The sequence below is a fragment of the Stenotrophomonas sp. Bg11-02 genome (assembly GCF_002836635.1).
Taxonomy (GTDB): domain Bacteria; phylum Pseudomonadota; class Gammaproteobacteria; order Xanthomonadales; family Xanthomonadaceae; genus Stenotrophomonas; species Stenotrophomonas lacuserhaii.
Map to the genome: position 1 here is coordinate 1 of NZ_PJAY01000040.1, position 17,746 is coordinate 17,746.

Annotated in this window: 17 protein-coding genes; 15 read left to right on the plus strand and 2 right to left on the minus strand. The window is 66.9% G+C overall.

What is annotated here, in order from left to right:
• The first annotated feature begins 344 nt into the window (after positions 1–344).
• From rsmD to CXG43_RS01630, 6 genes are all read left to right on the plus strand, one after another.
• Positions 345–923: a 16S rRNA (guanine(966)-N(2))-methyltransferase RsmD gene (gene rsmD, locus CXG43_RS01605; RefSeq protein ID WP_101098407.1), complete on the plus strand. Its 579-nt coding sequence runs from the start codon at positions 345–347 to the stop codon at positions 921–923.
• A 26-nt stretch (positions 924–949) separates the two neighbouring features.
• Positions 950–1,459 (plus strand): pantetheine-phosphate adenylyltransferase, encoded by a 510-nt coding sequence (coaD, locus tag CXG43_RS01610; protein WP_042612384.1) that lies wholly within the window; start codon positions 950–952, stop codon positions 1,457–1,459.
• 82 nt (positions 1,460–1,541) lie between these two features.
• Complete coding sequence (locus CXG43_RS01615; RefSeq protein WP_042612383.1) at positions 1,542–2,036, plus strand: hypothetical protein; 495 nt, start codon at positions 1,542–1,544, stop codon at positions 2,034–2,036.
• Positions 2,037–2,192: 156 nt separating this feature from the next.
• Positions 2,193–2,474, plus strand: a complete 282-nt coding sequence (locus CXG43_RS01620; RefSeq protein ID WP_042612382.1) for a YfhL family 4Fe-4S dicluster ferredoxin — start codon at positions 2,193–2,195, stop codon at positions 2,472–2,474.
• Positions 2,471–4,192 carry a gamma-glutamyltransferase gene (gene ggt, locus CXG43_RS01625; protein WP_101098408.1) on the plus strand — a complete coding sequence of 574 codons (1,722 nt, stop codon included), beginning with the start codon at positions 2,471–2,473 and terminating at the stop codon, positions 4,190–4,192. The genes CXG43_RS01620 and ggt overlap by 4 nt, the downstream gene beginning before the upstream one ends.
• Before the next feature lie 79 nt (positions 4,193–4,271).
• Complete coding sequence (locus CXG43_RS01630) at positions 4,272–5,159, plus strand: MBL fold metallo-hydrolase (RefSeq protein ID WP_101098409.1); 888 nt, start codon at positions 4,272–4,274, stop codon at positions 5,157–5,159.
• An 82-nt stretch (positions 5,160–5,241) separates the two neighbouring features.
• Here CXG43_RS01630 and upp read toward each other — a convergent pair whose 3' ends face one another.
• Entirely contained in the window at positions 5,242–5,877 is a 636-nt protein-coding gene (gene upp / locus CXG43_RS01635; protein ID WP_042612379.1) for a uracil phosphoribosyltransferase, read from the minus strand.
• Positions 5,878–6,042: 165 nt separating this feature from the next.
• Between upp and CXG43_RS01640 the strand changes: the two genes are divergently transcribed.
• The 6 genes from CXG43_RS01640 (at position 6,043) to CXG43_RS01665 (ending at position 14,035) form a co-directional block, all read left to right on the plus strand.
• Complete coding sequence (locus CXG43_RS01640; protein ID WP_101098410.1) at positions 6,043–8,601, plus strand: TonB-dependent receptor; 2,559 nt, start codon at positions 6,043–6,045, stop codon at positions 8,599–8,601.
• On the plus strand, positions 8,601–9,722 hold the full coding sequence (locus tag CXG43_RS01645; RefSeq protein ID WP_101098411.1) for a phytase: 1,122 nt from the start codon (positions 8,601–8,603) through the stop codon (positions 9,720–9,722). Before CXG43_RS01640 ends, CXG43_RS01645 begins: the two co-directional genes overlap by 1 nt.
• The gene (locus tag CXG43_RS01650) at positions 9,722–11,098 is read left to right on the plus strand and encodes a metallophosphoesterase family protein (protein ID WP_101098463.1); all 1,377 of its coding nucleotides are present in this window, start codon (positions 9,722–9,724) and stop codon (positions 11,096–11,098) included. The genes CXG43_RS01645 and CXG43_RS01650 overlap by 1 nt, the downstream gene beginning before the upstream one ends.
• Complete coding sequence (locus tag CXG43_RS01655; protein ID WP_101098412.1) at positions 11,095–11,754, plus strand: inorganic diphosphatase; 660 nt, start codon at positions 11,095–11,097, stop codon at positions 11,752–11,754. Before CXG43_RS01650 ends, CXG43_RS01655 begins: the two co-directional genes overlap by 4 nt.
• Positions 11,755–11,787: 33 nt before the next feature.
• Positions 11,788–13,203 (plus strand): deoxyribodipyrimidine photo-lyase, encoded by a 1,416-nt coding sequence (locus tag CXG43_RS01660; RefSeq protein ID WP_101098464.1) that lies wholly within the window; start codon positions 11,788–11,790, stop codon positions 13,201–13,203.
• 136 nt (positions 13,204–13,339) lie between these two features.
• Entirely contained in the window at positions 13,340–14,035 is a 696-nt protein-coding gene (locus tag CXG43_RS01665) for an OmpA family protein (protein ID WP_101098413.1), read from the plus strand.
• Positions 14,036–14,187: 152 nt separating this feature from the next.
• Here the strand turns inward: CXG43_RS01665 and CXG43_RS01670 are convergent, their stop codons facing one another.
• On the minus strand, positions 14,188–15,207 hold the full coding sequence (locus CXG43_RS01670; RefSeq protein WP_101098414.1) for a LysR family transcriptional regulator: 1,020 nt from the start codon (positions 15,205–15,207) through the stop codon (positions 14,188–14,190).
• A gap of 146 nt (positions 15,208–15,353) precedes the next feature.
• Between CXG43_RS01670 and CXG43_RS01675 the strand changes: the two genes are divergently transcribed.
• The 3 genes from CXG43_RS01675 (at position 15,354) to CXG43_RS01685 (ending at position 17,708) form a co-directional block, all read left to right on the plus strand.
• On the plus strand, positions 15,354–15,581 hold the full coding sequence (locus CXG43_RS01675) for a hypothetical protein (protein ID WP_101098415.1): 228 nt from the start codon (positions 15,354–15,356) through the stop codon (positions 15,579–15,581).
• On the plus strand, positions 15,578–16,348 hold the full coding sequence (locus CXG43_RS01680; RefSeq protein ID WP_101098416.1) for an SDR family oxidoreductase: 771 nt from the start codon (positions 15,578–15,580) through the stop codon (positions 16,346–16,348). Before CXG43_RS01675 ends, CXG43_RS01680 begins: the two co-directional genes overlap by 4 nt.
• A gap of 112 nt (positions 16,349–16,460) precedes the next feature.
• Positions 16,461–17,708: an efflux RND transporter periplasmic adaptor subunit gene (locus CXG43_RS01685; protein WP_157825026.1), complete on the plus strand. Its 1,248-nt coding sequence runs from the start codon at positions 16,461–16,463 to the stop codon at positions 17,706–17,708.
• The last annotated feature ends 38 nt before the right edge of the window (positions 17,709–17,746 follow it).

Below are 17,746 nucleotides of genomic sequence, written 5' to 3' on the forward strand. Positions count from 1 at the left end.
CCATGGTCGGCGGAATGTATCCGTGGCCCACAGCGGGGAGCGGCCGACCATTTCGCTTTTCTTTTTTCTTTTCTGTGGTGGGCGCCCGGGATATGTCACAGGGCCGGGCGGTGGGGCTGGGCGGGGGCGTTGAGTGCCATGGATGGCACGAAACGAGGCCCGCAGGATGCGGCTCTTGCCGTCCCCCGACCAGCCCCACCGCCCGGCCCAAACCAAAGAAATCGCACTGAGCGACCCGCCACGAGGGGCTCCGCCGTTCGCTGCAGACGGCGCTGCCGCTACAATCCCACCATGCTGAATTCCATGAACCAGACCCGTGCACGGGTCAATCCCGGCCGCGCGCCATGAGCGCTCGCGGTGGCAATGACGGCCAGGTCCGCATCATCGGCGGGCAGTGGCGCAACACCCGGCTGCCGGTGCCGACCCTGCCGGGCCTGCGTCCCAGCAGCGACCGCGTGCGCGAAACGCTGTTCAACTGGCTGATGCCCCGTCTGGGCGGCGCGCGCGTGCTGGATGTGTTCGCCGGCAGTGGCGCGCTGGGGCTGGAGGCGGTATCGCGTGGCGCGGCCCACGCCACGCTGGTCGAACGGGATCCGCAGCTGGTCGCCAACCTGACCGCCGTGGTCACCAGGCTGAAGGCCGAGGCCCGCGTGCAGGTGGTTCAGGCCGATGCGCTGCGCTGGCTGCAGACCGCCGCACCGGCCCAGGCCAGCATCGCCTTCGTCGATCCGCCGTTCGCCGCCGGGCTGTGGGACAGCACGCTGGCGCTGCTGCCACGGCACCTGAGCGCCGATGCCTGGCTGTACCTGGAATCGCCGGACGGGCAGGCCCCGGCCTTGCCGGCGGAGTGGCTGCTGCACCGCGAAGGCGCCACCCGCGAGGTGCGCTTTGCGCTGTACCGGCGCGCCGCTGCTACACTTTGACCCAATCTGAACGTTCACGACCGCAAATGACCGTCGCCAATCGTCGCATCGCTGTCTATCCGGGCACCTTCGACCCCATCACCAACGGTCACATCGACCTGGTGAACCGGGCAGCGCCGCTGTTCGAAAAGGTGGTGGTGGGCGTCGCACAGAGTCCGTCCAAGGGCCCGACGCTGCCGCTGGAGCTGCGTGTGCAGCTGGCACGCGGGGCGCTGTCCCACCATGACAACGTGGAAGTGATCGGCTTCGACACCCTGCTGGCGCACTTCGTGCGCTCGGTCCAGGGCGGCATCCTGCTGCGCGGCCTGCGCGCGGTCTCCGATTTCGAGTACGAGTTCCAGATGGCCAGCATGAACCGCCACCTGATCCCGGAAGTCGAAACCCTGTTCCTGACACCAGCCGAGCAGCACAGCTTCATTTCGTCCTCGCTGGTACGTGAAATCGCACGACTGGGTGGCGACGTGTCCGGCTTCGTGCCGGCGTCGGTGCTCGATGCGCTGCGCAAGGCCCGCGAAGCCAAGGCGGCGCAGGCCTGATCCACCCGCCCGTGGCGGATGACCGCCGTCGGCACCTTTTTGTATCCACTGCAATCCACAGAACCACCACGGGAGATCATCCATGAACACCACCATGCGCGCGATGCTGCTGGCCTCGCTGGCCCTGGCCTTCACTGCCTGCAAGAAGGAAGAAGCTCCGGCCGCCGCTGCCGATGCTCAGCAGGCGCTGGTCGCCCCGGCCAAGGACGATGATGCCGGCTGGAAGAAGTACCTGCAGACCGTCGCCGTGCAGAACATGGGCACCGTGACCAACAGCCCGTTCCTGTATTACCTCGCACCGGAATCGGATCCGGAGTTCGCTGCCAAGTTCGAGCGCCAGACCGAGAGCGCCACCCAGGCCGTCGCCCGTGGCGTGCAGCCGGGCAACATGCTGGCCTTCGGTTCGTCGGCATCGGGCAAGATGGCCGACATGATCCAGGTCGTGTTCAAGGACGTGTCGCCGGATTCGATGAAGAACGTGCGCGTGCTGTTCATCGGCGACGCCGCTGACAACGCCCGCGTCCAGTCGGTCGTGCAGCCCACCGGTGCCGACTACGTTTTCGTCGAAGCCAAGTAATCCTCGTGCGGTAGCGGCCACGCCAGCCGGTGTGGTCGTGGGCGGCGCCTGCGTGGCGGCGCCCCTGACCGGCCCGCGCGCCCGCGCAGGCCGGTGCCAGTCCAGCATCCCGGTGCCCTGCGGCGGGATGCGGTGCGCGGGCGAGGAGTCATCGCCGTGTCGCTGAAAATCAACGAGCTCTGCGTCAACTGTGACGTCTGTGAGCCGGCCTGCCCCAACCAGGCCATCTCGATGGGTGAAACCATCTATGTGATCGACCCTGCGCGCTGCACCGAGTGCGTGGGCCATTTCGACGAAGCCCAGTGCGTGGTCGTCTGTCCGGTCGAATGCATCGACCCGGATCCGGACATCGTCGAGACACATGACCAGCTGATGGCCAAGCTGCGTGGCCTGCAGCACGATCACCCCGAACTCTACGCGGAGCCCCCATCCGAATGAACCCGATCCTGCGTCCCCTGTTGCTGCTGGGCCTGCTGCTGTCCGCCCCGCTGGCCCATGCCGACGGCCCGGCACGTGCCGCCCACCCCGATGGCGCAGCCATCGCCAGTGGCCACCAGCTTGCGACCCAAGCTGGCATGCAGATCCTGGCGCAGGGCGGCAACGCGTTCGATGCGGCCGTGGCGGTGTCGTCCACGCTGGCCGTGGTCGAGCCGATCAGCTCCGGGCTGGGCGGTGGTGGGTTCTTCCTGCTGCACGATGCGGCCTCCGGCAAGGACCTGATGCTGGACGCGCGCGAGACCGCGCCGGCCGCGGCTACCGAGGCGGCGTTCCTGGACAAGGACGGCAAGCTGGATCGTGACCGCTCGGTCAATGGCGCCTGGTCGGCCGGCATCCCCGGCCTTCCCGCAGCGCTGGTCGAGTTGTCGTCCAGGCATGGCAGGCTGCCGCTGAAGACTTCGCTGCAGCCGGCCATCCGCATCGCCCGCGAAGGCTTCCCGGTGTATGCACGGATGGCCAAGGGCTACCAGTCGCGGCGTGAAGTGATGGAGCGTTATGCCGGCACGCGCGAGGTGTACCTGCGCAACGGCAAGCCGATCGCCGAGGGAGACACCTTCCAGCAGCCGGAACTGGCGCGCACCCTGGAGCGCCTGGCGGAAGGGGGCTTTGATGGGTTCTACCGCGGCCAGACCGGAACGCTGCTGCTGGCCGGTGTGAAGCAGGCCGGCGGCCGCTGGACCGCCGAAGAACTGGCCGGTTACACGGTGAAATCGCGCGAGCCGATCGTGTTCGATTACAACGGCTGGAAGATCACCACCGCACCGCCGCCGTCCTCCGGTGGCATCGCGCTGGCGAGCATGCTGCAGATCCTGGAAGGCTGGGACATCAAGTCGATGGATGAGGCGCACCGTGCCCACCTGGTGGTCGAAGCGATGCGCCGCGCTTACCGCGACCGCACCTTCTTCCTGGGCGATCCGGATTTCGTCGACATCCCGCAGAAGGTGCTGACCAGCAAGGACTACGCACAGGGCCTGCGTGCCACCATCCATCCGCAGAAGGCCACCCCCAGCGACCTGCTGTCGGGCAATCCGACCCCGCTGGAAGACGACGAAACGACGCATTTCTCGATCATTGACCGCGACGGCAACCGGGTCGGCGCTACCCAGACGGTGAACCTGCTGTACGGCTCGGGCCTGATTCCCAAGGGCACCGGGGTGCTGTTGAACAACGAGATGGACGACTTCGCGCTGAAGCCGGGCACGCCCAACGCGTTCGGCGTGATGGGTTACGCCGCCAACGCACCGAAGGCGGGCAAGCGCATGCTCAGCTCGATGACCCCGACCTTCATGGAAAACGCCGACAAGGTGGTGGTGCTGGGCACGCCCGGCGGCAGCCGCATCATCACCATGGTGCTGCTGGGCATCCTGGGCTACGACCAGGGATTGACCGCCCAGCAGGTCGCCGCGCTGCCGCGCTACCACCACCAGTGGCTGCCCGATGCGATCGAAGCGGAAACCGACGCGTTCGATGCCGGCACCATCCGGCAGTTGCAGGCGATGGGCCACAAGATCGACCTGCCGGGCGACAGCGCCGCCGGCGGTCGCGGATCCAGCCACGTCTGGGGCAACCTGCAGACCGTCGAATGGGATCGCCGCAGCAACACGCTGCAGGGCGGCAGCGACCCGCGCAACCCAGTCGGCAGCGCCGAGGTGAAGTGATCCGGTCACGGACGTGCCGAGCCCTGCCCGGCGGGCGGGGCTAGCGATTATTTAACGCTGGCTGACCGATAATTGCCGCATGAAACTATGGTCGATCCGCGGCAACACGCAGCGCCTGGACGGTGGTGCGATGTTCGGCAACGCACCGCGCGCGGTGTGGGAAAAATGGGCAGTGCCTGACGAGCTCAACCGTATCGAACTGGCTTGTCGTGCGCTGCTGGCCAGCCCGCTGGAAGGCAGGACGGTGCTGTTCGAAACCGGCATCGGTGCGTTCTTCGAGCCGCGCCTGCGCGAACGTTACGGCGTGCAGGAAAACCAGCACGTGCTGATCGATTCGCTGCGGGAAGCCGGCTTCGAGCACGAAGACATCGACGTGGTGGTCCTGAGCCATCTGCATTTCGACCACGCTGGCGGCCTGTTGGCGCCGTGGGTGGAAGGGCGTGCGCCGGAACTGCTGTTTCCCAATGCCACCTTCGTGGTGGGCGCCGAACACTGGCAGCGCGCACTGCAGCCGCATCCGCGCGACCGTGCCAGCTTCATTCCCGAACTGCCTGCACTGCTCGAGCAGAGCGGCCGGCTGGAGGTGGTACAGGGCGAATATTCCAGGGTGCTGGGCCGCAGCGTGCGTTTCAGCTTCAGCGACGGCCATACCCCGGGGCTGATGCTGGCGGAGATCGTCGGCCAGCCGGGCAGGGACGGGCTGGCACATGGCGGGGTGGTGTTCTGCGCCGACTTGGTGCCCGGTCGCTCCTGGGTGCACGTGCCGATCACCATGGGCTACGACCGCAATGCCGAACTGCTGATCGACGAGAAGAAACAGTTCCTCGAAGACAAGCTGGCGCGCAACGTCCATCTGTTTTTCACCCACGACCCGCAGGTAGCGCTGGCGCAGCTGCAGCGCGACGACAAGGGCCGTTTCGTGACCGTGCACGAGCACAGCGAACTCAAGGCCCGCGCCCTCGCCTGAAAAAAGGGGACGGAGGGAATTAAGTCGCAATCGGCCGGATCACCGCCGATTGCGACTTAATTCCCTCCGTCCCCTTTCTTTGTCAGCCGATCACGCGGGTGCCGAAGATGCGGTCGCCGGCATCGCCGAGGCCCGGCAGGATGTAGCCCTTTTCATTGAGATGGTCGTCGATGGCGGCGGTGTAGATCTGCACGTCCGGATGCGCGGCCTGCACGGCGGCGATGCCTTCCGGCGCGGCGACCAGGAAGATGCCCTTGATGCGGCGGGCGCCAGCGCGCTTGAGCATGTCGATGGTGGCGATCAGGGTGCCGCCGGTGGCCAGCATCGGGTCCAGGATCAGCGCATCACGCTCTTCCAGGCGGCCGGTGAGGCGCTCGAAGTAGGGCACCGGTTGCAGCGTCTCTTCGTCGCGCTGCAGGCCGACCACGCTGACCCGGGCCGCCGGGATCAGCGACAGCACGCCGCTGAGCATGCCCAGGCCGGCGCGCAGGATCGGCACCACGGTGATCTTGGCACCGGCGATGCGCTGCACCGTCACCGGGCCGGACCAGCCGTCCATGGTGTGCGATTCAGTATCCAGGTCGGCGGTGGCCTCGTAGGCCAGCAGCGTGCCCAGCTCGTTGGCCAGTTCGCGGAAATCCTTGGTGCTGAGCGCGGCGTTGCGCATCAGGCCGATCTTGTGCTGCACCAGCGGATGGCGCACTTCGACGATGTTCATGGGGGCGGGAAAGGGGAAAGGCAGAGGCCTGTATTCTGCCGCAGCCTGCGGGCCCCGGCCAGCGCGGGGACGCGTCCATGACCGATCCGGTGCCCCGGTGTCATGCCGGTGAAACCTCGCCGACATACCTTGCCCTCCCATTCTTCACACCGAATGGGGACACCCGTGCAGACCAAGACGCCGTTGGCGATTGCCATCACCCTGACCTTGGCGATGGGGGCTGCAGCGCCGCTGCACGCCGCCGGGCAGGACGTGGCCGCCACCAGTGCCCTCGCCGCCGATGCCACCGACCTGGACCGCATCGAAGTGCGCGCCCAGCTGGAATCGCAGCTCCGCGCGGTGGACCTCAAGCGCAGCAGCGATGCCATCGAAGACGCCGTGTCGTCCGATGCGCTGGGCCAGTACCCGGACAAGAACGTGGCCGAATCGCTGCAGCGCCTGCCCGGCGTCAGCGTCACCCGCGACCAGGGCGAAGGGCGCTTCGTGGTGGTGCGCGGCCTGGATGCCAACCTCAACAGCGTCAGCATCGACGGCATCGCGGTGGGCACGCCGGAGGATTCCAGCCGCGCCGCTCCACTGGACGTGATTCCGTCCGACTCCACCGAGCGCCTGCGCGTGGTCAAGTCGCCGACCCCGGACATGCCCGGCGATGCCATCGGCGGCGCGATCCTGGTCGAGTCCGCTTCGGCCTTCGACCGCGAAGGCCGCAGCCTGCGCGGCAAGATCGAGGGCAGCCACCAGCAGCTGTCCGGGCACACCAGCCCGAAGGCGGCGATCAACTACAGCGAAGTGTTCGCCGATACCTTCGGCGTGGCGCTGGGCGTGAACTACCAGAACCGCAGATTCGAATCGGACAACACCGAAGTGGAGTACGACGGCGAAGATGATGCCGCGCCGGGGGATGTCACCGCGATCAACCTGCAGCACCGCAAGTACGAAATCGAGCGCAAGCGCATCGGCGCCAATCTCAACCTGGACTGGCGTCCAAGCGAAGACAGCCGCTACTACCTGCGCACGCTGTACAGCCGTTTCGACGATGCGGAGACACGCCAGCGCACCATCTTCAACTTCGAAGACGCGGACATGGTGGCCACCGGTGCCGACCAGTTCCGTCTGGACGACCTGCCGTCCGATGCGATCCAGAAGCGCATGCGCTACCGCACCAAGGAAGAGAACACCTTCGCGGCCAGCCTGGGCGGCGAGAACCGCTTGAGCTCGGCCGTGGTGGACTACAAGGTGGGCTATACCAAGACCGAAGAACGCGTGGACGATGAGATGGAAGCGCGCTTCGAACTGGATGCCGACGACCTGTCCGGCACCCTGGACCAGCGCAGCCGGTTGCCGCGCTACACCTTGTCCAACACCGAGTGGATGGACAACTCCAATATCGCCTATGACCGCATGATCCTGTCGCCCAAGCGGGTGGACGACAATGAACACAGCGCGCAGGTCAACGTGCGTTTCGACGCGGACAACGCCAGCTACAAGATCGGCCTGCTCGGGCGCTGGCGCGAGCGCGACGTGGACGTCAACGAAGTGGAGCTGCGCCGCGGGCCGGCGATCGACCTGGACAGCTGGACCACCAGCGCGCCCGAGCACCGGCATGGGTCGCTGGGGCAGGGTATGAGCTCGGCCCTGATGCGCCGTTACTGGGCGGCCAACAGCGGCCTGTACAGTGCGCGCCCGCAGGAAACCGGGGCCAATGCGGTGACCTCGCTGGAAGAGGATTACACCGCCAGCGAAGACATCTTCGCCACCTACGCGATGGGCACCTGGGACATCGGCGCGCTGCGCATCATCGGCGGCGTGCGCGTGGAGAATACCCAGTTCAGTGCGGTCGGCAACCAGGTCGACGTGGCCGAAGACGAGCGCAGCTTCACCGTCACTCCGCGCGTGGCCAACAGCAGCTACACCAACGTGCTGCCGGGCCTGCACCTGCGCTACGACGCGGCTGACGACTGGGTGCTGCGTGCGTCGGCCAACAAAACCGTTTCGCGCCCTTCCTTCGGCGACATCTCCCCGCGCGTGGGTTACAGCCGCGGCGATGAGGAAGTGCGGCTGGGCAACCCGGAACTGGATCCGTACGAATCGACCAACGTCGACCTGTCGCTGGAGAAGTACCTCGGCAGCACCGGCATCGTCTCGCTGGGCCTGTTCCACAAGTCCATCGACGGCTACATCGTGGAGACCGTGCGCCAGAACGATCCGGCCTACGAGGGCTTCGATGTGACCCAGGCGATCAACGGCGACAAGGCCAAGGTGCGCGGCGCCGAGTTCAACTACCAGCAGCAGCTCGCTTTCCTGCCGCCGGGGCTGGATGGCCTGCTGGTGGGGGCCAGCGGCACCTGGCTGGATACCGATTTCGATCCCGGCCTGGCCGACCGCGCGGGTGATGACTTCATGTTGCCGCGTGCATCCAAGCATGTGTACAGCGCGCATGTCGGCTACGAGAAACATGGCCTGAGCACGCGCATTGCCGCGGTGTACCGCAGCGAATACCTGGACAGCATCGGCGCTGGCCGCGCGTTCGATGTGTTCGTCGCCCCGCATACCCAGCTCGATTGCTCGCTGGACTACAAGTTCAGCCCCCGCGTCAGCATGTACTTCGAGGCACAGAATCTGTTGGACAAGCCGCTTGAGCTTTACCAGGGCACGCGCTCGCGCACCCTGCAACTGGAAGAATACGGCCGCACCTATGCCGTTGGCCTGAAGGTGTCGCTGTGATGGCGCGCCGCATGATGCTGGCCAGCGCGATGACGCTGGTGCTGGCGAGCGCTTGCACGCCCGCCGCGCCGCCGGCGAACGATGCCGCCACCAAGGCGCCTGCCGCCGTGGACGCCAGCGGCGCGCGCCAGGTCGCCACGCTGGCCGAAGCCTTCCTGACCCCGATGACCCCGGACGACAACATCGATTCCCCCGCGGCCTGGAAGGCACCGGACGGCAAGACCTGGCTGATCGCAACGGCCAAGGCCACCGACAAGCTGGTGGTGTATGACGGCAGCACCGGTTCGCCGCTGCGTGAGGTCGGCAGCACGGGCGCCGCGCTCGGCCAGTTCGACCGCCCCAACGGCATATCGGTGACCGATGACCTGCTGTGGATCGTCGAGCGTGACAACCACCGCGTGCAGGTCTTCTCGTTGCCGGATTTCACTCCGCTGGCGGTGTTCGGTGCGGACGATCTGCGCAAGCCGTACGGCCTGTGGGTGGACAAACGCGCCGATGGCTACGCCGTGTACGTGACCGATTCCTGGGACAACGGCGAGGACGCGCAGGGCAATGACATCCTGCCGCCACTGGCCGAGCTGGACAAACGCGTGCGCCAGTATCACGTGCGCCGCGATGGTACGGACGTGACCGCAACGCTGGCCGCCAGCATCGGCGACACCAGCCAAGCCGGCGCGCTGCGCGTGGTGGAATCGATCTGGGGCGACCCGGCCAACGATCGCCTGCTGGTGGCAGAGGAGGACGAGACCTACGCCAGCGAGTTCAAGGTGTACACGCTGGCGGGCCGCTTCACCGGCACCACCTTCGGCCGTGATGTGTTCAAGGCACAGGCCGAAGGCGTGATGCTGCGTACCTGCGGCAAGGACGGCTGGTGGATCACCACCGAACAGGGCAAGGAGCGCAGCGTGTTCCACCTGTTCGACCGCCACAGCCTGAAGCCGGTGGGATCCTTCCAGGGCAACAAGGTGGCCAATACCGATGGTATCTGGATGATGCAGCAGGGCAGCCCGCGCTTCCCGCATGGGGCGCTGTACGCCGTGCATGACGACCAGGGCGTGGTCGCCTTCGACTGGGAGCAGATCGCCAAGGCGCTGGCACTGCCGCTGGAGTGTGCATCGTGATCGCGCGCCTGGCGTCCCTTGCCTTCGGTGTCGCACTGGCGCTGTCTGCCGTGCCGGCGCTGGCCGATGAACTGGCCACGCGCGTGGAGCCCAACAGCCAAGTGCCGGCGGGTAACCGGCACTATGCCGCCACCGGCTTCCCGGACCGCATCGTCGCCTCGCCGGCGGTCGATGCTGCGCGTGGCTTCGCCGTGCGCTGGCGCACCGATGGCAGCGTGCAGGCTCCGCTGCTGGAGATCGCCCCGGCCGACGATACGCCCGGATTCGGACCGATCACCCGCATCACCGCCAGCAGCGAGCCGTTGCAGACCGAGAATGGCCTGTCGCACCACCATCGTGCCGATGTCAGCGGCCTGAAGCCCGGCACGCTGTACGTCTACCGGGTGCAGGGCAAGGACACCTGGAGCGCCTGGAACCAGCTGCGAACCGCTGGCCGTGCCGACCAGCCGATGACCTTGCTGTACTTCGGGGATACCCAGAACAAGAACCTCAGCCATGTCACCCGGGTGGTGCGCGCCGCGCAGAAAGCCGCGCCGGATGCCAACCTGAGCCTGTTCGCCGGCGACCTGGTCAGTGGCGGCTACGACGCCGATGACAGCGAGTGGGGCGAGTGGTTCGCCGCCACCGGCTGGCTGGCACAGGAGACGATGCTGGCGCCGGCGATCGGCAACCACGAGTATTTCGAAGAGTTCGAAGACACTCCGCAGGAGCGCCGGGTGATGGCGCGGCACTGGCCCGCCACGTTCGCCCTGCCTGGCAACGGGGCGAAGGGCGCGGAAAAGAGTACGTACTGGTTCGATTACCAGGGCGTCCGCTTCGCCGTGCTCGATGGTACCTCGGCGATGGACCTGGGCACCGCGCAGGCGCAGGCGCAATGGCTGGACGGCGTGCTGGCGGCCAACACCCAGCCGTGGACGATCGTGGTGGTGCACCAGCCGTTCTACTCGCCGGCGCGTGGCCGACACAACCCGGTGCTGCAGGAAGCGCTGCTGCCGGTTGTGCGCCGCCACCACGTGGACCTGGTGCTGCAGGGCCATGACCACACCTACGGCCGCCGTGGCGAAGACGGCATGGCGACCCCGCAGTTCGTGGTCAGCAACGCCAGCCCGAAGCAGTACCGGCTGTCGAAGGAAGCCCTGCAGACGATGTCGCCGGTGGCCGAGGACACCCAGCTGTTCCAGGTGCTGCGCATCGACCCGCAACGCCTGCACTACGAAGCGCGCACGGTCACCGGCCAGCTTTACGATGCCTTCGAACTGGTCCGCCAGGCCGATGGCAGCACGAAGAAGGTGGAGCTGGAAGAGGGCCGCATCGAACCGCGTCGCTGCCTGCGCCCGCATGCCCCGACCGGGCGCAAGGACCGGTGCTGGGAATGAAGACCTCCGTGCGCAACGCGTTGCCGATGCTGGCACTGGCCGCCGGCCTGGTCCTGATCACCGGCGCGGCGATCGCCGCCGACACGGTGCTGCATCCGTTCCTGGCCGCACAGCCGAAGCAGGCCCCGGAGGAGGTGAACCTGGCGGTGGAAATCCCGGCCGGAAGCTTCACCAAGTACGAGATCAAGGATGATGGACTGGTGCACGTGGACCGTTTCCAGTCGATGCCCGTGGCCTACCCGGCGAACTACGGGTCGATGCCGCGTACGCTGGCCGGTGACAACGACCCCTTGGATGCGCTGGTGCTGACCCGCGAGCCGCTGCATCCGGGGGTGATCGTGCGCTTCCGGCCGATCGGCTATCTGAAGATGGTCGATGATGGCAAGCAGGACGAAAAGGTGATCGGCGTGCCGACCGACAAGGTCGATCCCAGCTATGCCCACATCCGCGATCTGGACGACCTGGCGCCGATCGAGCGCCAGCGCATCGAAGCGTTCTTCCGCGTGTACAAGGACCTGCCCGAAGGCCGCAATCCGGTGCAGTTGAGCGGCTGGGACAACGCCGCCGCAGCGAAGGTGCTGATCCAGCAGTCGATGCAGCGTTTCGACAGCGCCCAGCGCGGCGCTCTACAGCCAGGTCACGCGGCATCGTTATGATGGCGCTTCCTGTTTTTGTCCTGGATGCAGCGCGTGTCATCAGCCCTGGTGTGGTTTCGCCGTGATCTCCGCCTTGCCGACAACCCGGCCCTGCAGGCTGCGCTGGAGGCTGGGCATGAGGTGGTCCCGGTTTACATCCACGCCCCGCACGAAGAGGGCCACTGGGCACCCGGCGCGGCATCCAATGCCTGGCGGCATCGTTCGCTGGCTGCGCTGGATGCGGACCTGCGCGCACGCGGTTCGCATCTGGTCCTGCGGCAAGGCGACAGCCTGGACGTGCTGCAGCAGCTGATCAGCGAGACCGGCGCGGAAGCGGTGTTCTGGAACCGCAGGTACGAACCGGCGACGCAACCGCGTGATGCGAAGATCAAGCGCACGCTGCGCGGGCAGGGCCTGCAGGCAGACAGCTGCAACGGCAGCCTGCTGTTTGAACCGTGGGAGCTGGAAACCAAGCAGGGCGGTCCGTACAGGGTGTTCACTCCGTTCTGGCGCAACGCCCTGAGCAACTGGAGGCTGCAGCCGGGCAGCCGAGCGCCGGCGCGATTGCCCGCGCACGGCGTGCAGGGGCTCGCACTGGACGCGCTGGGGCTGGCCCCGCCGCTGGACTGGGATGCCGGCTTCTGGGAACACTGGCAGCCCGGCGAGGCCGGTGCGCGCGAGGCGCTGACGGTGTTTGTCGATGGTGCGCTGCACGGCTATCGCGAGCAACGCGACCTGCCGGACCGCGTCGGGACCTCGTTGCTGTCACCGCACCTGCATTTCGGCGAGATCGCGCCGTGGCGCATCGTGCATGCGCTGGAAGCAGAGCGCAGCGCCGGCCGCAGCGCCGACATCGATGCCTACATCCGCCAGTTGGGCTGGCGCGATTTCGCCCATCACCTGCTGCACCATTTCCCGAAGACCAGCGACGAGAACCTCAACCCGCGTTTCGATGGGTTTGCCTGGGCCACGCCCAGCAGCGCTGACCTGCAGGCGTGGCAGAAGGGCCGCACCGGCGTGCCCATCGTCGATGCCGGCCTGCGCCAGCTCTGGCATACCGGGGCGATGCACAACCGGGTGCGGATGATCGTGGCCAGTTACCTGTGCAAGCACATGCGGGCGCATTGGATCGTCGGCGCGCGCTGGTTCTGGGACACCCTGGTCGATGCGGACCTGGCCAACAATTCCATGGGCTGGCAGTGGGTCGGTGGCACAGGGGCCGATGCCGCGCCGTATTTCCGGGTGTTCAACCCGGTGACCCAGGCCGAGAAATTCGATCCGCAGGCGCGTTACATCACCCGCTGGGTGCCTGAATTGGCCGCTCTGCCGGTCAAGGCCCGTTTTGCACCCTGGCAGCACGCCGCGCTGCTGGCGGCCAAGGCGCCAGGCTATCCGCGCGCGCCGTTGGTCGATCTGACGGAAGGCCGCGAGGCGGCGTTGGCAGCGTATCGCCGCACCGGGGCGGAGTAGGGCGATTTTGCACGCCGTGGGGAACAAGCTGAACGGGGCGCTGTCGCCACGCGGCGCCCTCATCCCCGCATCGCATCAGGCTGTATATGCTCACCCCGACGCACGCCGGACCAGCCGGCTTCCAAGGAGAACTCCCATGATCCGTTCCGCTCCCCGCAATGTGGCCCTTGCCCTGATGACCGCCGCAGCGCTCAGCGCCTGCGCCACTGGCGGTTCCTACGTGCAGAGTGACCAATACGGCAATGAAACCCAGCAGCAGAACCGCACCGGCCGCAACGCGCTGATCGGCACCGCAGTAGGCGTCGCAGCTGGCCTGTTGACCGGTGGCAGCGCGACCGAGCGCCGCCAGCACGCCATGATCGGCGCTGGCATCGGTGCGCTCAGTGGCGCGGCCGTTGGCCAGTACCAGGACCGCCAGGAACGCGCGCTGCGCGAACGTACCGCCAATACCGGTATCGACGTGGTGCGCCAGGGCGACAACATCAGCCTGAACCTGCCGGACGGGATCACCTTCGATTTCGGCAAGTCAGCGCTGAAGCCGCAGTTCTACGGCTCGCTCAACGGTGTGGCCAGCACGCTGTCCGAATACAACCAGACGATGATCGAAGTGGTCGGCCATACCGACAGCATCGGCAGCGATGCGGTCAACAACCGCCTGTCCAAGGAGCGCGCCGATGCCGTGGCGTCCTACCTGACCGCGCAGGGCGTGCAGCGTGCGCGTATCGAAACGCTGGGCGCGGGCAAGGCCTATCCCATTGCCGACAACAGCACCGATGCGGGCCGCGCGCGGAACCGCCGCGTCGAGATCCGCGTGATTCCGTTGCAGCAGTAACGCGCAGCGTTGGTGCTGCAAAAATGCCGCCCTTGCAGGCGGCATTTTTTGTGGGTGACGACCGTTGGTCGTCACGCCGACAGCAAACAGCTTGACGACCAACGGTCGTCACCCACCGAAGCGGTTGACGGCCAGCGGCCGTCATTACCCGATCAGGCGGCGACCACTTCCAGGATCCGCTTTCCTTCGGCAGCCGCTTCTGCTTCGGCTTTCTCGGTCTGCTGCTGTGCGTACTTCGCTGCCGGGCACTGCGCCATCATGTAGTTGGCATCGAAGTTCAGCTTTTCCACCAGGAAATCAACGAACGCGCGTACCTTCGGCGAGACCAGCTTGCCGCCGGCGAACACCGCGTTGAAGTCCACTTCCGGCCCGGTCCAGCCGGCCAGCACGCGGCGCACCATGCCGGTCTCGATGAACGGCTTGGCCATCACGTCACCGGTCAGCAGCAGGCCTTCGCCGCATACCAGCGCGCCATTGAGCGCGGACACATCGTTGGCCACCATCAGTGGCGTGACCGGGAAATCACGCAGCTCGCCGCCGTTCTCACCGAGCTGCCAGGTGATCCGGTTGGGATGGCTGTGGTACGCCTTGCGCATCGCCAGGATCCGATGGAACTGCAGTTCGTCCGGGTGCAGCGGCTCACCATGCCGCTCGATGTACGCCGGGCTGGCGAACACCTGCGTGCGCAGCGTGCCGAGCTTGCGCGCCACCAGGTTGGAATCGGGCAGCGACCCCACGCGCAGGGCCAGGTCGGCCTCGCCGGCGATCAGGTCCAGCTTCTCGTTGCCCAGGTGCATGTCCAGGCGGATTTCCGGATACATCGCATGGAACTGACCCATCAGCGGCGCGATCCAGGTGATGCCCAGCGAATAGGGCACAGTGAAGCGCAACCAGCCACGCGGGCCGGACTGCAGCTGGCTCACCGCACTCTCCGCTTCTTCCAGTTCGCGTGCGATGCGCTGGCAGTGCTCGTGGTAGATCGAGCCGGCCTCGGTAAGGCCCAGCCGACGCGTGGTCCGGTGCAGCAGGCGTGCGCCGAGGCGCGTTTCCAGTTCCTGCACCTTGCGGCTGACGGTGGTCTTGGGAAGGCCGAGCGATTTGGCTGCAGCAATGAAACTGCCTTGCTCGACCACTTTGACGAAGATCAGCGTTTCGTTGAGATCGTGGGACATGGTCGAATTCCTGAACGTCGGGGACGGGACTATCGTGACAAAAAGATTGGACCGGGTGCGGGATGATTATTCCCCTAAAAGAGGACTAATCAAGTAGGAGTTAGAAGCGCACCATGGCGCCATTCCCGAATCGGAGGCCATCAGCCATGAGCCTGCGCAACATTCTCAACCTTTTCCGCTCCGCCGACCAGCACGACCTGGACCAGGCGATGACGGTCGAAAATCGTCCCAGCTCCTTGGTTAACAAGGATTTTCGGGAGTTTACCGCCGTCCCGCGGCAGCAGCGTGGCGGTGCCCTGCGTCTCCGCCCGCGTGGCTTGGATCGCCTGGGCCGCATCGGTATTGTCCCGCAGATGGGAGGAAATATCCCGTGAACGGGACGCTGGCCCCGGAGGTCCTCGTCCTCGGCGGCACCGGTGCCGTGGGCCAGGGCGTGGTCGGTGCTTTGCTGGAAGCCGGCAGCCCGGTGCTGGTGGTCGGCCGCGATCCGGGCCGGCTGGCCGCACTGCGGCTGCAGTTCGACGACGAGCCGGGCCTGGAGACCATGCTCGGCTCGTTGGCCGATGATGAATCGGCCAAGGTGGTCGCCGACCGCGTCGCCGCACGCCAGCGCCCATTGGGCGCGGTGGTCGCAGCGCTCGGTGGGCCCTATGCGCGTGGCCGGGTCATCGACCGTCCCGGCGATGCGCTGATGCAGACGCTGCAGCTGGACCTGATGCCGAACGTACACGCCGTCCGCCACCTGCTGCCCCTGCTGCAGGACCACCACCACCCGCGCCGCTTCGTGATGATCGGCAGCCCCGCCGGCCTCAAGCCATGGGCCGCCCATGGTGATTCCTCGATTACCGCTGCGGCACTGCGCATGTACGCGCAGGTGGTGCACCAGGAAGCGCAGGCGATCGGCGTGCGTGCGCAGCTGCTGGAAGTCGGTGCGCCGGTGTGCACGCCCAGCAACGCCGCCAACGCCTGCATCGAGTGGCCGAGCGCGCTGCTGGTCGGCCGTCGCCTGGTCTCGCTGCTGGACCAGTGTCACGACAACCGCGCGATCGTGCGCTGCGATACGCGCGATGCGCAGCTGCCTCGCGGGCTGCTGCAGCTGGACGCGCCGCCGCGCTGGCGCGAATCGGCCGGGAGTGCTTGACCTCAACCTTTGTTGAGGTCGCACCATCCCCCGGCCGCCGGCCCGACCGGCACCACGAACGACAGAACACCCGTATCACCACCCCCTACGGATACATGCCATGAACACCATGATGCCCCTCCACCGCACCACCCGCCGCGTGGCCTTCGCCACGGTTTCGGCGTTGGCCCTGGCCATCCTTGCTGCCTGCAGTGGCGGCCATGCCGAAGAAGCCGGCGCACCGCCTGCCCCGGAAGTCAGCGCCGCGCCGGTGCTGGTCAAGCAGGTCAGCCAGTGGGATGAGTTCAGTGGGCGCGTCGAAGCGGTCGAGAATGTCGACCTGCGTCCACGCGTCTCCGGCTATATCGACAAGGTCAACTACATCGAAGGCCAGGAAGTGAAGAAGGGCGATGTGCTGTTCACCATCGATGCCCGCAGCTACCAGGCCGAGTACGACCGCGCCCGCGCCGAAGTCGCCCGCGCCCGCACCCAGTCCACGCTGGCCCGCGGCGAATCCGAGCGCGCCAAGCGCCTGTCCGAACAGCAGGCCATCTCCACCGAAACCTGGGAACAGCGCCGTGCGGCGTCCGAACAGGCTGGCGCCCAGCTGCAGGCGGCGCAGGCGGCCCTGGATGCGGCCGCACTGAACCTGGAGTTCACCAAAGTGCGCGCGCCGATCAACGGCCGCGCGGGCCGTGCGATGGTCACCGCCGGCAACCTGGTCAGCGCCGGCGATGCGGCCAGCGTGCTGACCACGCTGGTGTCGCTGGACAAGGTGCACGTGTATTTCGACGCCGACGAAGCAACCTTCCTGCGCTATGCGCAGATGGCGCGCAAGGGCGAACGCCCCAGCGAGCGCGACGAATCGCTGCCGGTGCGCATCGGCCTGAGCGGCGAGCAGGGCTTCCCGCACGAAGGCAAGGTCGACTTCCTGGACAACCAGGTGACCCGCAGCACCGGCACCATCCGCGTCCGCGCGCTGCTGGACAATGCCGACCGCCAGTTCACCCCGGGCCTGTTCGCCCGCGTGCAGCTGCTTGGCAGCGGCCAGTTCCAGGCCATGCTGATCGATGACCGCGCGGTGTTGACCGACCAGGACCGCAAGTACGTCTACGTGGTCGACAAGGACGGCAAGGCGCAGCGTCGCGACATCGCGCTGGGTCGCAGTGCCGAAGGCCTGCGCATCGTGGAGAACGGACTGGCGGCCGGCGACAAGGTGATCGTCGACGGCGTGCAGAAGGTCTTCATGCCGGGCATGCCGGTACAGGCCAAACCGGTGGCCATGCAGTCGGGCACCGCGCCTGCCGCAGCCCCTGCAAAAGCCCCCGTTCCGGCACCCGCACCGGCACGGGTTGGTAGTGAAACCGCCGCACTGAACTGATCCATCCGGCCAGCGTCACCGCGAACCCCGATCCCCTG

What these genes read in the sequence shown, in the direction of transcription:
- coaD (WP_042612384.1), top strand. Translation starts at nt 950, where the DNA reads ATGACCGTCGCCAATCGTCGCATCGCTGTCTATCCGGGCACCTTCGAC.
- CXG43_RS01630 (WP_101098409.1), top strand. Translation starts at nt 4,272, where the DNA reads ATGAAACTATGGTCGATCCGCGGCAACACGCAGCGCCTGGACGGTGGT.
- CXG43_RS01615 (WP_042612383.1), top strand. Translation starts at nt 1,542, where the DNA reads ATGAACACCACCATGCGCGCGATGCTGCTGGCCTCGCTGGCCCTGGCC.
- CXG43_RS01670 (WP_101098414.1), bottom strand. Translation starts at nt 15,207, where the DNA reads ATGTCCCACGATCTCAACGAAACGCTGATCTTCGTCAAAGTGGTCGAG.
- CXG43_RS01665 (WP_101098413.1), top strand. Translation starts at nt 13,340, where the DNA reads ATGATCCGTTCCGCTCCCCGCAATGTGGCCCTTGCCCTGATGACCGCC.
- CXG43_RS01685 (WP_157825026.1), top strand. Translation starts at nt 16,461, where the DNA reads ATGCCCCTCCACCGCACCACCCGCCGCGTGGCCTTCGCCACGGTTTCG.
- CXG43_RS01655 (WP_101098412.1), top strand. Translation starts at nt 11,095, where the DNA reads ATGAAGACCTCCGTGCGCAACGCGTTGCCGATGCTGGCACTGGCCGCC.
- rsmD (WP_101098407.1), top strand. Translation starts at nt 345, where the DNA reads ATGAGCGCTCGCGGTGGCAATGACGGCCAGGTCCGCATCATCGGCGGG.
- CXG43_RS01675 (WP_101098415.1), top strand. Translation starts at nt 15,354, where the DNA reads ATGAGCCTGCGCAACATTCTCAACCTTTTCCGCTCCGCCGACCAGCAC.
- ggt (WP_101098408.1), top strand. Translation starts at nt 2,471, where the DNA reads ATGAACCCGATCCTGCGTCCCCTGTTGCTGCTGGGCCTGCTGCTGTCC.
- upp (WP_042612379.1), bottom strand. Translation starts at nt 5,877, where the DNA reads ATGAACATCGTCGAAGTGCGCCATCCGCTGGTGCAGCACAAGATCGGC.
- CXG43_RS01645 (WP_101098411.1), top strand. Translation starts at nt 8,601, where the DNA reads ATGGCGCGCCGCATGATGCTGGCCAGCGCGATGACGCTGGTGCTGGCG.